General features: G+C 39.8%; 15 protein-coding genes and 1 pseudogene. 9 read left to right on the forward strand and 7 right to left on the reverse strand.

Annotation, left to right across the window (positions count from 1 at the left end; genetic code table 11):
* Positions 1–4: 4 nt before the first annotated feature.
* Positions 5–745: an amino acid ABC transporter ATP-binding protein gene (locus TZ92_RS06050; protein WP_001096337.1), complete on the reverse strand. Its 741-nt coding sequence runs from the start codon at positions 743–745 to the stop codon at positions 5–7.
* Positions 745–2,910, reverse strand: a complete 2,166-nt coding sequence (locus tag TZ92_RS06055; RefSeq protein ID WP_000726964.1) for an ABC transporter substrate-binding protein/permease — start codon at positions 2,908–2,910, stop codon at positions 745–747. Before TZ92_RS06055 ends, TZ92_RS06050 begins: the two co-directional genes overlap by 1 nt.
* Before the next feature lie 180 nt (positions 2,911–3,090).
* On the opposite strand from TZ92_RS06055, the gene uvrB reads away from it, so the two are divergent.
* The 8 genes and pseudogenes from uvrB to TZ92_RS06100 all read left to right on the forward strand — a co-directional run bounded on the left by uvrB (position 3,091) and on the right by TZ92_RS06100 (position 9,321).
* The gene (uvrB, locus tag TZ92_RS06060) at positions 3,091–5,079 is read left to right on the forward strand and encodes an excinuclease ABC subunit UvrB (protein WP_033629690.1); all 1,989 of its coding nucleotides are present in this window, start codon (positions 3,091–3,093) and stop codon (positions 5,077–5,079) included.
* 14 nt (positions 5,080–5,093) lie between these two features.
* Complete coding sequence (locus TZ92_RS06065) at positions 5,094–5,720, forward strand: NAD(P)H-dependent oxidoreductase (RefSeq protein WP_000699275.1); 627 nt, start codon at positions 5,094–5,096, stop codon at positions 5,718–5,720.
* 9 nt (positions 5,721–5,729) lie between these two features.
* On the forward strand, positions 5,730–6,293 hold the full coding sequence (locus TZ92_RS06070) for a GNAT family N-acetyltransferase (protein WP_033629691.1): 564 nt from the start codon (positions 5,730–5,732) through the stop codon (positions 6,291–6,293).
* On the forward strand, positions 6,259–6,762 hold the full coding sequence (locus TZ92_RS06075) for a GNAT family N-acetyltransferase (protein ID WP_001054582.1): 504 nt from the start codon (positions 6,259–6,261) through the stop codon (positions 6,760–6,762). Before TZ92_RS06070 ends, TZ92_RS06075 begins: the two co-directional genes overlap by 35 nt.
* Positions 6,763–6,851: 89 nt before the next feature.
* Positions 6,852–7,355 carry a hypothetical protein gene (locus TZ92_RS06080; RefSeq protein ID WP_033629692.1) on the forward strand — a complete coding sequence of 168 codons (504 nt, stop codon included), beginning with the start codon at positions 6,852–6,854 and terminating at the stop codon, positions 7,353–7,355.
* A gap of 495 nt (positions 7,356–7,850) precedes the next feature.
* On the forward strand, positions 7,851–8,408 hold the full coding sequence (locus TZ92_RS06090; protein ID WP_033629694.1) for a hypothetical protein: 558 nt from the start codon (positions 7,851–7,853) through the stop codon (positions 8,406–8,408).
* A pseudogene (locus tag TZ92_RS06095) lies at positions 8,386–8,830 on the forward strand (hypothetical protein). Before TZ92_RS06090 ends, TZ92_RS06095 begins: the two are co-directional and overlap by 23 nt.
* Positions 8,831–8,853: 23 nt before the next feature.
* Positions 8,854–9,321 carry an 8-oxo-dGTP diphosphatase gene (locus tag TZ92_RS06100; protein ID WP_033629696.1) on the forward strand — a complete coding sequence of 156 codons (468 nt, stop codon included), beginning with the start codon at positions 8,854–8,856 and terminating at the stop codon, positions 9,319–9,321.
* Here the strand turns inward: TZ92_RS06100 and TZ92_RS06105 are convergent.
* From TZ92_RS06105 to coaB, 5 genes are all read right to left on the reverse strand, one after another.
* Positions 9,318–9,833: a transcription repressor NadR gene (locus TZ92_RS06105; RefSeq protein ID WP_033629698.1), complete on the reverse strand. Its 516-nt coding sequence runs from the start codon at positions 9,831–9,833 to the stop codon at positions 9,318–9,320. The genes TZ92_RS06100 and TZ92_RS06105 overlap by 4 nt on opposite strands.
* A gap of 11 nt (positions 9,834–9,844) precedes the next feature.
* A complete protein-coding gene (locus TZ92_RS06110) occupies positions 9,845–10,372 on the reverse strand; it encodes an ECF transporter S component (RefSeq protein WP_045594912.1) in 528 nt (175 codons plus the stop codon).
* A gap of 179 nt (positions 10,373–10,551) precedes the next feature.
* Positions 10,552–11,115: an ECF transporter S component gene (locus tag TZ92_RS06115; protein WP_033585319.1), complete on the reverse strand. Its 564-nt coding sequence runs from the start codon at positions 11,113–11,115 to the stop codon at positions 10,552–10,554.
* A complete protein-coding gene (gene coaC, locus TZ92_RS06120; protein ID WP_033629700.1) occupies positions 11,099–11,650 on the reverse strand; it encodes a phosphopantothenoylcysteine decarboxylase in 552 nt (183 codons plus the stop codon). The genes TZ92_RS06115 and coaC overlap by 17 nt, the downstream gene beginning before the upstream one ends.
* 11 nt (positions 11,651–11,661) lie before the next feature.
* Positions 11,662–12,351 carry a phosphopantothenate--cysteine ligase gene (gene coaB / locus TZ92_RS06125; protein WP_033629701.1) on the reverse strand — a complete coding sequence of 230 codons (690 nt, stop codon included), beginning with the start codon at positions 12,349–12,351 and terminating at the stop codon, positions 11,662–11,664.
* 228 nt (positions 12,352–12,579) lie between these two features.
* Between coaB and TZ92_RS06130 the strand changes: the two genes are divergently transcribed.
* Positions 12,580–14,250, forward strand: coding sequence for a formate--tetrahydrofolate ligase (locus tag TZ92_RS06130; RefSeq protein ID WP_033629702.1), 1,671 nt, complete (start codon positions 12,580–12,582; stop codon positions 14,248–14,250).
* Positions 14,251–14,340: the final 90 nt, after the last annotated feature.

Here is a 14,340-nt window from a genome sequence, read left to right on the forward strand (position 1 = left end):
TGTTTTATACATTTAAGACCTTGTCCAAGAACTCTTTTAGACGAGGGTGTTGCGGGTTGTCAAAGATTTGATCTGGAGTTCCATCTTCTAGGAATTCACCATCAGCCGTAAAGATAACACGGTTGGCTACCTGGCGAGCAAATCCCATCTCATGGGTTACGATAATCATGGTCATACCTTGTTCCGCCAATTCCTTCATGACATTCAGTACATCTCCAACCATTTCAGGGTCCAGAGCGGAAGTTGGCTCATCAAAGAGCATGATATCAGGATTCATGGCAAGTCCACGAGCGATAGCTACACGCTGTTTCTGACCGCCTGAAAGGCTATCTGGGTTGGCATTAGCTTTATCTGCTAGTCCAACCTTTTCAAGCAACTCCATCCCCAATTTTTCAGCTTCTTCTTTGGTCATCCGTTTGTGTTCAATAGGTGCAAAAGTGATATTTTCTAGGACGGACATGTGTGGGAAGAGGTTGAAGTGTTGGAAGACCATTCCTACATTTTCGCGAACATGGTCGACATTGGTTGATTTTTCAGTCAAATCATAACCATTCACTGTGATGTGGCCACTCGTTACCTCCTCGAGAAGGTTAAGGCTACGGAGGAAAGTGGATTTACCAGAACCAGAAGGACCGATGATGCAGACAACATCTCCTTCATAGAATTTAGTTGTAATTCCTTTTAAAACCTCGTTTTTTCCATAATACTTATGCAAATCATTTACATCAATTTTTAGTTTTGCCATTATCGAATCCTCTTTTCTAAGCGTTTCGCTAGTCTAGTCAAAAGCGTGATAATTACAAGATAGAAGATAGCAAGGATTGCATACATCTTGAAACTTTGGTAGTTACGGGCGATGATGATCTTACCAGTTTGGAAAAGTTCCACCAGACCGATAGCAGACACGATGGTTGTATCTTTGAGAGCGATAACGAATTGGTTGACAAAGTTTGGCAACATCAATTTAGTCGCTTGTGGCAAGATAATCTTACGCATGGTTTTTCCATAAGAGATACCAAGACTGCGGCTGGCCTCCATTTGCCCAACTGGAACAGCTTGAATCCCACCACGAACAATTTCAGCGATATAAGCAGCAGCATTGAGTGAGAGGGCAATAGTACCAGCTACAAAGTCATTAATTGGACTTTGTTGGCCTGTAATGGACTCGATGAAGTTTGGAATTCCCCAGAAAATGAAGGCTGCAAGAATCATCAATGGGATACCGCGAATAACATCAACGAAAATCTCAGAGATTAGACGAAGAGATTTGTATGGGCTAACGCTAAACATACCAAAGATAATCCCGATGACAATGGCAATTGCAAATGAAATAAGAGCTAGAGCAAGAGTGATTCCAAGTCCACTAAGAAGTTGTTTGTAGTTGTTTTGAAGCAAGCCCCAGATAGTTGTTTCGTCAACCGTACTTGTAGAGTCAGTTGAAGTTTCGCTAGCTAGATACTTGTCAAGAATCTTTTGGAATTCACCGTTAGCTTTGAGGTTCGCAAGTCCGTTATTGAACATCTGGATCAATTCTGGGTTTGTTCCTTTTTTAACCGCAAAGGCTGTTTCTCCGATTGGAGTTCCAGCGATTGGCGTTTTCAATTTTTGACCTTGGCTGATAGAATATTTGAGAACTGGCTCATCATCCATCACGGCATCGATAGATCCAGTATTCAGACTGTCATACATTGATGCGCCATCTGCAAAGGTTTTAATCTTATAACCGTATTTGCTTTGGTTCTCAGTAAGGAACGTTTGAGAGGCAGTTCCGTTTTTAACACCGACAGTTTTATCCTTGAGGTCTTCATAAGAAGCAATGGTGCTTGATTCTTTCACACCAAGAATCGTATTTGCTGTGTAGTATGATTCTGAGAAGTCGAAGGTTTCCTTACGGGCATCTGTTACAGACATACCAGCAATGATACCATCTGCTTGTCCTGCTTGAACAGCACTGATTGCTGCGTCAAATCCTGGGTTGGTAATTTCAATTTCAAAACCTTGATCTTTGGCAATGGCCTTGATGAGGTCCATATCAATACCGGTATATTGATTGCTTGAATTTTGAAAGACGAATGGGGCGAAAGATGAGTCGCTGGCAATAATGTACTTGCTTTTCACTGGAGTAGCTTTTTGTCCAGCAGCAGTAGTTGTCGTTGGGCTTGCCGTAGTTGTAGAAGCTGTCCATTTTTGGATGATTTGCTCCAAGCTACCATCTTTCTTCATTTGTGCTAGGGCTTCGTTAAACTCGGTAACCAAGTGTTCATACTTGCTCCCTTTCTTGACACCAAAGGCAAAGCTTCCAACAGCCTCACCATCCATATTGATGCTGAGATCTTGTCCTTGGTTAATCGCATACTCAATAACAGGTTTATCATCCATGATGGCATTTACAGCACCAGCACTTAGACTGTTATTCATCAAATCACCTGTATCAAAGGTTTTGATAGAGAAACCGTATTTATCTTTGATACTTTCGAGGAAACGTTGAGCGGCAGTTCCGTTCTTAACTCCAACTGTTTTCCCGCTAAGTTCCTCATATTTGGTGATTTTATTTGCCTTTGTGGTAGCAATGACAACTTTTGTATCATAATAGGTATCAGACATGGTAAAGACATTTTCACGTTCTTTTGTTTTTGTCATACCTGCCATAATAGCATCTGCTTGACCTGACTGCACTGCATTTACAGCTGCATCAAAGCCAGGATAAGACATTTGGATGTTCCATCCTTTGATTTCTGCGACTTTATTGATAATATCAACATCAATCCCTTTATAGGTTTGATCTGAATCTTTAAACTCAAAAGGTGCGTAAGCTGTATCAGACACAATCTTAACAGTATCAGCTTTTGCCATACCTAGTGAGAAAATGGGAAATAAAATGAGCAAACATGCTAGTATTTTTTTCTTCATTTTTAGTCTCCTTTTCCGAATATTTTCCCATTATATCAGAAAATGAATGAAAAGGCAAATTTTATGAATTTTATGTGAGAAAATGTAACATAAGATACTCGCTCTTATCAACTTAGAGAAGAGTCTGAAAAGTAAATTTATGGTAAAATAGAAGGATAGAAAAATGCAGATGAGGCAATCATGATAAATCGAATTACAGATAATAAATTTAAACTAGTATCAAAATACCAACCTTCAGGAGATCAACCCCAAGCGATTGAGCAGTTGGTTGACAATATCGAGAGTGGAGAGAAAGCTCAGATTCTGATGGGGGCGACGGGTACAGGGAAGACCTATACCATGAGTCAGGTCATTTCCAAAGTCAATAAACCAACTTTGGTCATTGCCCACAACAAAACCCTAGCTGGTCAGCTCTACGGAGAGTTTAAGGAATTTTTCCCTGAGAATGCTGTTGAGTACTTCGTATCCTACTATGATTATTACCAACCTGAGGCCTATGTCCCTTCGAGTGATACTTATATTGAAAAGGATAGCTCGGTCAATGATGAGATTGACAAGCTTCGACACTCTGCGACATCAGCACTTCTGGAGCGTAATGACGTCATTGTCGTGGCCTCTGTCTCTTGCATCTATGGTTTGGGTTCGCCCAAGGAATACGCAGATAGTGTCGTTAGTCTCCGTCCAGGTCTGGAGATTTCTCGTGACAAACTCTTGAATGACTTGGTAGATATTCAGTTTGAACGCAATGATATTGATTTTCAACGGGGAAGATTTCGTGTGCGTGGGGATGTAGTGGAGATTTTCCCGGCTTCCCGAGATGAACACGCTTTTCGAGTAGAATTTTTTGGGGATGAGATTGACCGTATCCGTGAGGTTGAGGCTTTGACAGGTCAGGTATTGGGAGAAGTAGATCATTTGGCGATTTTCCCAGCTACTCACTTTGTGACCAATGACGACCACATGGAAGTTGCGATTGCCAAGATTCAAGCAGAGTTAGAAGAGCAGTTAGCTGTCTTTGAGAAGGAAGGCAAACTGCTGGAAGCCCAGCGTTTGAAACAGCGAACAGAGTATGATATTGAGATGTTACGTGAGATGGGCTATACCAACGGTGTTGAAAACTACTCACGCCACATGGATGGTCGTAGTGAAGGAGAGCCTCCTTATACGCTTCTCGACTTTTTCCCAAATGATTTCTTGATCATGATTGATGAAAGTCACATGACCATGGGGCAAATCAAGGGCATGTATAATGGAGACCGTTCTCGTAAGGAAATGCTAGTTAATTATGGTTTCCGTTTGCCGTCTGCCTTGGACAATCGCCCTCTCCGTCGGGAGGAGTTTGAGAGTCATGTGCATCAGATTGTTTACGTTTCAGCGACACCAGGTGACTATGAAAATGAACAGACCGAGACAATAATTGAGCAAATCATTCGTCCGACAGGACTTCTAGATCCTGAAGTGGAAGTTCGTCCAACTATGGGACAGATTGATGACCTCCTAGGTGAAATCAATGCCCGTGTTGAAAAGAATGAACGGACCTTTATTACCACCTTGACTAAGAAAATGGCAGAAGACTTGACCGACTACTTCAAAGAAATGGGCATCAAGGTCAAGTATATGCACTCGGACATCAAGACCTTGGAGCGGACGGAGATTATCCGTGACCTACGCTTGGGTGTTTTTGATGTTTTGGTCGGAATCAACCTGCTCCGCGAAGGGATTGACGTACCTGAAGTAAGTTTGGTTGCTATTCTAGATGCTGACAAGGAAGGATTCCTCCGTAACGAGCGTGGACTCATCCAAACCATTGGACGTGCCGCCCGTAACAGTGAAGGTCATGTCATCATGTATGCTGATACCATGACTCAGTCTATGCAACGTGCTATCGATGAAACTGCCCGCCGTCGGAAAATCCAGATGGCCTATAATGAAGAACACGGTATTGTGCCTCAGACAATCAAGAAAGAAATCCGTGACCTGATTGCTGTGACCAAGGCAGTTGCTAAGGAAGAGGACAAGGAAGTTGATATCAATAGCCTCAACAAACAAGAGCGCAAGGAACTCGTTAAAAAACTCGAAAAACAAATGCAAGAAGCCGTCGAAGTACTTGATTTTGAACTGGCAGCTCAGATCCGTGATATGATGCTGGAAGTGAAGGCGTTGGATTAGATAGGAGAAAATGAATGAAAATTTTAGTCATCAATGGACATCCTGACAAGGGAAGTTTCTGTCAAGAAATTTTTCAAACGATTGTAGAAAATATTGACTCAAATCATCATGAGCTTGAATCTATTAATCTAAATGAGATAGATTTTGATCCCGTATTACGTTATGGTTATCGAAAACGTATGGAAGAGGACTCTTTCATACTTCGCTCTCAGGAATTAATCCAGTGGGCAGATCATTTCATTTTTGTTTATCCAATTTGGTGGAGTAGTATGCCTAGTTTATTGAAAGGTTGGATCGATCGTGTTTTCACGCCAGGAATTGCTTACTCTGCCAATAATAAAGGAAGTTTTATTTGGAACTACTTAAGAGGTCAGCAGTTTAAAAAGTTACTAAAAGGAAAAACAGCCAGTATTTACGCAACATCCATGGCACCAACATGGTGGTACAAAGTATTTTCAGGCTCTATCAATATTCCAGACAGTTATGGAATATCAGTATTAAAGAATGCTGTCTTAAATCACTGCGGTATTAAAACAAAGAAAGTTTCAATTTTGGGTGAGTTAGGGCGTGAGGTGAATACAAATTCTACAAGACAAAAATATCTGCAAAAAGTAGCTGAGGAAGTGAAGGCGTTGGATTAGTGAAATAGTATGGTTTATTTAAGAAAACTAATTGAAGGAGATTTGGTGTCTTTGTGGGAAATTGCTTATTCACAATCTAATCCAATTTGGAAACAGTATGATGCTCCCTATTATGACGATTATCAGCATTTTCCTAATTTTCAAGAATTTAAACTACAAAAATCAGAATCTACTCTAAACAACTCAAATCGCCTTGGTATTTTTGTTGATGATAAACTTGTTGGGACTGTTTCGCGCTACTGGGTATGTAAACAAACAAGATGGATGGAATTGGGGATTTGTATTTATGATAACAAGTTTTGGAACTCTGGCATTGGAAAAGCTGCTATGCTACAGTGGATAGATCGGACATTTCAGGATTACTTGGAGTTGGAGCATCTTGGTTTGACAACTTGGTCAGGAAATCTTGGTATGGTAAAACTTGCTGAAAAATTAAGAATGAAAAAAGAAGCTCATATTCCAAAAGTTCGTTATTACCAAGGCAAATATTTTGATAGTATTAAATATGGTATTCTGAGAGAAGAATGGAGTAAAATAAATGAACCTAACTATCAAACAAATGGAAACTCCTGAAGAGATAGAAGGTAAATCCTTCGTTCATTGGCAAACGTGGAGAGAGGCTTATGATGATCTTTTACCTGCAGAATTTCAGGAGACGATGACATTAGAAAGATGTCGATTCTTTAGTCAAAAATATCCTAAAAATACATTGATTGCGATAGATGGCATGAAGGTAGTTGGTTTTATCAGTTATGGAAACTTTCGTGATGAGACTATTCAAGCTGGTGAAATTATTACCTTATATGTTTTAAAAGACTATTATGGAAAAGGTATTTCTCAGAAGTTAATGAAGGAAGCTCTGACGACTCTTGAACAGTTCTCTGAAATATTTTTATGGGTATTAAAAGGGAATAAGCGAGCCATTGCATTCTATCAAAAAATGGGTTTTACTTTTGATGGGCAAGAAAAAATACTTGACCTTGGAAAACCTATCACTGAAATTAGAATGGTACGTAAGAAATCCTCAAAATCTGAGACTTAAATACTGGTAGAATTGCGATTTTGTTTTCAGATTACTCAATGAACAAAAAATCACGTTTTAGCAGATATTTTAAATGGAAAGAAGTTGTTATGAAATTAAAAGAGAAGAATTATAAGAAATCATCAGGCTTAGATTCTGTTCGTTTTTGGTTACAAGGGCATCGATTTGTCAAATTTATGCTTGATATTGTCTTTTATATCATCTTGTTCCTAGTTATAGAATTTACAACATCACAAAACAAAAGCATTCCAGCTGATTTTCGGTACAGAGAACCCTTATTTCCCTTGCAATTAAATCTTTTTATCTTGGGAAACAGGCTCTATGCTCTCTTTTTGTCAGTGAAAACGGAAAAAGAAAAGACCCTTAAAAGATTTTGTGAACCCTTTATTTATATCAATATCCTTAGCTTCATTTTTCAACTGATTGGTGTGAGAAAAAGAGGAAGAGTCGTTCTATCACCTTTGTTTTCACTGGAGTCATCCTATATCTGGTTTCCTATTGTCATCTACCTTCTAGTCTTGATGTTAACTTTGGCAATCTTCTTTCTCTCTAAAGCTTCAAAAAAAGGAGTAGATGAAAATGAAGATGAGTAGACAAATGAAGTACAAGACAAAAGAAAAGTCTTCTTGGACTAAGAGGATTTTTCTTTGGATGGAAAGGCACAGAAGGATTGGTCAACTTTTGGATACGAGTGTATTATTTGGATCTATGTTTGTATCATTTCTTGCCGCCTCTTACATTAGTTACCCATTACCAAACATGAACTATCTTTCCCCCTTAAGCTTCAATCTTATCCTTCTGATCTTATCAACCTATTTCCTTATCTTTCGTTTTAGTAGTGATAAACTTCAGAAATGGCGTTACTTTTCATGGGGATTTATTGGGTTCAATGGTCTTCTTTTTCCCTTTCATCTCTTGGTAGGTTTGAATTGGCTAGGACGTCGTAAGTCAACGAATTTCCCTCCCATAATTTCTATGGATCCAGCCTATGTCTGGGTTCCTATTGTAAGTTATCTCTTTTTCTTTTTCTTGGGGCTGGGCATTCTGCTTTTGATTATACAGATAGAAAAGAGAAGAAGGAGGCGCAAATGGAACGAAAGATTAAGAAATCAAAGAAGATCAAACAACAGAACAGACAAATGAGAAAAATCCAGAAAAAGTATTCTTTGATAGCTCACGTCCAATTGTGGCTGGAAAGACATTCAAAGATTGCTTCTTTTATGGAGGGTGGTATAATATTATTATCTATTTTTGGTATCATGTATGTGTTGTTCGGGACGTCACTTATCCCGAAACCATATCAAGAAATGTCCTATGTCTTGCCAATTATTATGAATTTTGTCTTTTTGGTTCACACATTCTATCAAGGTATTTTTAGAGATGGTTTTAGCAACAAGGCTTCAGTACAAGGATTTTTAAAAACTTTTCTATTCATAAACGGACCTATTTTTCTCCTCCACTTAATTGTTGGGGTGAAAGGGAGAAATGTTAAAAAAATTCCTTCCCTATTATCTATCGATTATCGCTACATCTGGCTTCCAATTGCTACCTATCTAATCTTTTTCATCATTTCAGCGATATTAATGGTCATTTTGAAATATAAGGACAAAAAGAGGAATAATCATGACAAAAGAAAATCGAACTAGGTTATTTTCATTTAAAACACTCTATTTGGCTTTGCTGACCTTTGTGATTTTTCATTTGGTGTTGTTGGTTTTTGGCCTATCCTTTACGCCAGTTTTGTGGAATAGTTGGTTTTTTATTCTTTGTTTGACCTTCCTAATCCATCCCTGGAGAATCTTTTATAGAACAAGAGATTTTCAATGGTATCACCTTATTTTTCAAATATTTAGTGGATTGGTGACATTTTACCTTTGGTTTGTAGCATTCTTTGCTTTGTCCATTATGTCGGATCCAGCCATTCCCATTAATATAGACTATCCACATACAAGATAAGGAAATCATCATTGTTAGAGGTTTTTTGGCCCGTACTACTTATGAACATCATGAATTGATCAATCCCTTTATCATGAAGTCAGAAGTAAAATACAACGAAGATACATTTTAATAACTTAGAAAGCGAGCAAATCTATGTCCCGTGCCCAAGCAACCATTTTAACCAATATCTGTCTGATTGAAGACCTCGAAACCCAGCGCGTGGTGATGCAATATCGCTCTCCTGAAAACAATCGCTGGTCTGGTTATGCCTTTCCTGGAGGCCATGTAGAAAATGGAGAGTCTTTCGCAGAGTCTGTCATACGTGAAATCTACGAAGAAACTGGCCTGACCATTCAGAATCCCCAACTGGTTGGCATTAAAAATTGGCCTCTGGACTCAGGTGAGCGCTACATCGTCTTTTGCTATAAGGCGACAGAGTTTAGTGGAAATCTCCAATCTTCAGAAGAAGGAGAAGTATCTTGGGTGCAAAAAGACCAGATTCCAAATTTGGATCTGGCCTATGATATGTTGCCTTTGATGGAAATGATGGAAGCACCTGACAAGTCTGAGTTCTTCTATCGTCACCGTACAGAGGACGGCTGGGAGAAAGAAATTTTCTAGTCTTTTACCAAATAACCTAACTGATCCAAGGCCTCCTCGATATAGTGGAGGTCTTGTTGTGTCTCGGCTTCAACAAGGTGGTAATGGATGCCGTCTGTCAATTCAGAAAGGGGTCTAAAGTCTGAATTCTCGACTTGTTCCAGAAAGTGCTGGACATCTCGGCGACAGGTGAGTTTGAGATGGGTTTCAATTTCGCCATAAACGGGATGATCGATTAAGATATTTTGAACGCGTCCGCCATTATCTACAATGGCCAGAAGTTCCTGCCCGATTTCTTCCAGTTCATGTTTCACTTTAAAGAGTTTGTGGACGTAGGGACTGGCATCATTTTCTTTGTAGATATAACCACGATTGGTGGATAGGATAGGAGCCCCATCTGCTCGGAGAATAGCGATATCCTGTACAATGACTTGGCGCGTAACATGAAAGTGTTCAGCCAAGGTTTGACCATTGAGAGCTTTTGGCGCCTCTTTTAATAGTTTGAGAAGAGCTTGTTTGCGATCCTTTGTCATAGTTTTTCCTTTTAGCGACGTTTTCGAAGCACTTTATAGACAGCTAGTGCTAATGTATAGTCTACCATACTATGGACAATTGTGCCAAAGCCAACTAGGACGAAGAGAACATAAAACATATTTTCAACGTTTGTCCCTGAAGTAGCATAGAAGATGATACAAGCTAGTACTTCAGCGATAGCGTGAACAACACCCAAAACAAAGTTAAAAATCCAAGATGCCTTTGGTTTATCCAAGGTTTCAGGGAATTTCTTTAAGTACAAAGCCCCCAAAGTACCAAAAACGATGTGAAAAAAGGCGCGTAGGACAATAACCATAGGGTAGCCTGCCATCAGGAAACCGAGACTCGAAGCAATAATCACAAAAGCAGCCATCAAAGGTGATAGGAACATGGCGATAAAGATGGCGATATGGCTTCCTAAAGTGTAAGAAGCTGGTGGGATGACGATTTTAAAAGGCATAATGATTGGAATCAAAATCGCGATTGCTGTGAGCAGTGCAGTCATGGTCATAAACTGCGTTTTTTTCCGTATATCCATAAGAACCTCCATTTATCTGTATATACACAAGTATAGTACAATAAATCACCAATCAAGTCAAGAAGCATTATTGATTTTTCAGGAAAATTTGGTTAAAATGTGGTAAAGAATACTGGGAACTTAATTCTTATGTTTTAACTACTAAACTCCACCTTCAGGACGAAAGTGGAGTTGTTTTTTTATTTCTTCAAGGTTTCGAGACGTGGGACAATCATTACAGTCAAGATGGCTGAGATAACCAATTCGGCGATTGAGTTTGTAGAGATAACAGTTGCTAGGAGTTTTTGGATATTGCCATCGAAGACATTTCCAAAAAGGAAGAAGATTCCCCCGAGGACAAAGACGGTGTTGGTAAGGGAACCAAGGGCACCAGCTAGGATTAGCCCAGTTTTATTTTTCATCAGTTTATAGACCAAGTAAGGTGTCAGACCAATCAAAATGCGAGGGACAATAGCGATAATCGCAGAATAGATGTTTCCGTTCGGTACGAATGGAGAAAAGAGGTAGCTGGTTGGAAGGATGGTAATCGTGTTTACCGTTAAGCTTAGCAGTCCCATCAAGAAACCAAGTGTAACACCAACTCGTGGGCCGTAAATGATACTAGCAATGATTACTGGAATATGAACGATAGTTGGTTTAATTGGAAATGGGAAAAGATTAAATAGGAGAGAGCTCAAAAAGTGGATAACGAGCATAACTGCAAAAAAGATAGCAATTGGGGCAATGTTAGAGCGTTTGTTCATCGAGGGTTTCCTTTATTCTTTCTAATATAGTATTCAGGTCAGCTAGGGCGCCTTTGCCGTGATCGCCACAGGCTAGTAGAGATTCTTTTGGAGAGATGATCTGATAATCATAGGTCTCTAATGTTTTTAGGTTAGCCTGAGTTGCCGGATGGTCATACATCTTTGTATTCATGGCTGGTGCGAGTAACTTTTTGACATGTTCTGGCAGGGCAAGTGCTGTACTTGTCACCATGTTGTCCGCAAATCCGTGGGCTAACTTTGCAATGGTATTAGCAGTAGCTGGGGCTACAATAAAAAGGTCAGTTCTTTTGCCTAGTTCGATATGATTGACTTGATCAGGATAAGGTTCCTTCATGACATCAAGGTGGACAGGATTTTGAGAGAGGACCTGTAGTGTCAACGGTTGGATAAACTCTCTCGCTGCCTCAGTCATTAAGACAGTGACATGATGGCCTTGTTTTTTCAAGGAACTGACTAGGTCAGCTGCTTTATAGGAGGCAATGGAACCTGTCACTGCGATGAGAATATTTGCCATGGCTTTCCTTTCTAAGAATCGTATGTATGAATTTTTTCAAGGAGGAGGTTCGCAATTTCCTCTTTAGTTTGAACGGTTTGAAGACGATCATTCTCAACAAAGATTGCCCGATGCTGATATGCTGAGATTTGAGTAAGATCATTTGCTATGATTAAGTCAGCTTGGTTCTTGACAAGACTCTGTCTAGCAACTTCAATAAGATGATCCTCAGTAACATCAACCAACAGTTTGAAACCAATCAGATGAATAGAAGGATTCCACTCTTTGACTAGAGAGATGATTTTTGGAGTTTTTTTCAGGAATAAAACCTGAACTTCATCAGTTGATGAAATCTTAGCTTGATGATTCTGCTTGTTTAAGAATTCTTCTAGATTGGAGCTAGCCTGAACTTCCTCAAGTCCTGTCATATAAACAGGAGTGTAGTCAGATACAGCCATAGAATGAATCAAGACTTGATAATTTTGAACACATTCTTGCATCTCAACTAGAAGGTCGTTGGTATTATCAATTTCTCGAATGCTTAGGTTGGGATGAGCTTCTGGCTTCAAAGCTCGTTTTGTCGTTATCAAACAAACTTCATGTCCCACAGCAAGCAAGGTTTCTGTGATGATTTTCCCCAAGCGACCTGTAGAATGGTTAGTAATAGAGCGGACACTATCGATAGCTTCACTGGTACCGCCCGATGTGACTAAAATTTTCATAGCACTATTGTACACAAAAATAAACAGTAAGTAAAATGAAAGCGATAAAATTTTGCTAAAACAAAGCTACACTATAGTTTATAACTATAAAGCCATATAAAATTTTTAAAAGGGCCCTAAAAATCTTGAAATTCAGGATATTTACGAACGTTTAGAGAGTTTATGGATGTTAAAAATCTTGTTTTGTGTTATAATAAATTATCAAATTAGAGGTTAGAGGAGTTTTGAATGAAAACAGATATTGAAATCGCACAGAGTATTGAGTTGAAACCAATCGTTGATGTTGTTGAGAAATTGGGCATTTCTTATGACGATTTAGAATTGTACGGGAAGTACAAGGCTAAGCTCAGCTTTGATAAAATTCGTGCAGTTGAGAGCAATCCAGTTGGGAAATTGATCTTGGTTACTGCCATCAATCCAACACCTGCAGGTGAAGGGAAATCAACCATTACCATTGGTCTTGCGGATGCCTTGAACAAGATTGGTAAGAAAACCATGATTGCCATTCGCGAACCGTCTCTTGGCCCAGTAATGGGGATCAAGGGTGGTGCAGCCGGTGGTGGTTATGCTCAAGTGTTGCCAATGGAGGACATCAACCTTCACTTTACTGGGGATATGCATGCCATTACAACTGCTAACAACGCTCTTTCTGCCTTGATTGACAACCACTTACACCAAGGAAATGAGCTGGGAATCGACCAACGTCGTATTCTTTGGAAACGTGTTGTGGACTTGAACGACCGCGCTCTTCGTCATGTGACCGTTGGACTTGGTGGTCCTCTAAATGGTATTCCACGTGAGGATGGTTTCGATATTACTGTTGCTTCAGAAATCATGGCTATTCTTTGCTTGGCTACGGACATCGAGGATTTGAAACGCCGTTTGGCTAACATCGTTATCGGCTATCGCTATGACCGAACACCTGTTTCTGTTGGTGATTTACAGGTTGAGGGAGCGTTAGCATTGATTTTGAAAGATGCTATCAAACCGAACTTGGTTCAGACAATTTACGGTACACCTGCCTTTGTACACGGTGGTCCATTTGCCAATATCGCTCATGGATGTAACTCTGTTTTGGCAACAAGCACAGCCCTTCGCTTGGCTGATTATACTGTTACTGAAGCTGGTTTTGGTGCGGACCTTGGTGCTGAGAAATTCCTTGACATTAAGACACCAAACTTGCCAACATCTCCAGATGCAGTTGTCATCGTCGCAACCCTTCGTGCCCTTAAGATGAATGGTGGTGTGGCTAAAGACGCTCTTACAGAGGAAAATGTGGAGGCGGTCCGTGCCGGTTTTGCTAACTTGAAACGCCACGTTGAGAACATCCGTAAGTTCGGTATTCCAGCAGTTGTAGCTATCAATGAATTTGTTTCTGATACAGAGGCTGAAATCGCAGCCTTGAAGGAACTTTGTGCCTCAATCGATGTACCTGTAGAATTGGCTAGTGTCTGGGCTGATGGCGCAGAAGGTGGAGTAGCTCTTGCTGAAACTCTTGTCAAGACAGTCGCTGAAAACCCAGCTAACTACACACGTCTTTATGACAATGAGCTTTCTGTTCAAGAAAAGATTGAAAAAATTGTCACTGAAATTTATCGCGGTAGCAAAGTGAACTTTGAGAAGAAAGCTCAAACGCAAATTGCTCAAATCGTTCAGAATGGTTGGGACAAATTGCCAATCTGTATGGCGAAAACTCAGTACAGTTTCTCTGACAATCCAAATGCACTTGGAGCACCAGAAAACTTTGAAATTACCATCCGTGAATTGGTACCAAAATTAGGGGCAGGCTTTATCGTTGCCCTAACTGGTGATGTCATGACCATGCCAGGACTTCCAAAACGTCCAGCCGCTCTTAATATGGATGTTGAAAGCGACGGAACAGTTTTAGGCTTGTTCTAATGATATAGATTATTTTAAATGAGTTTGGAAAATCTTTCCAAGCTCATTTTCTTGTCTAGATATGAGGCGTTGTCGTCAGTTGATAATAGA

This window comes from Streptococcus oralis subsp. oralis (assembly GCF_000960035.1).
Lineage (GTDB): Bacteria > Bacillota > Bacilli > Lactobacillales > Streptococcaceae > Streptococcus > Streptococcus oralis_G.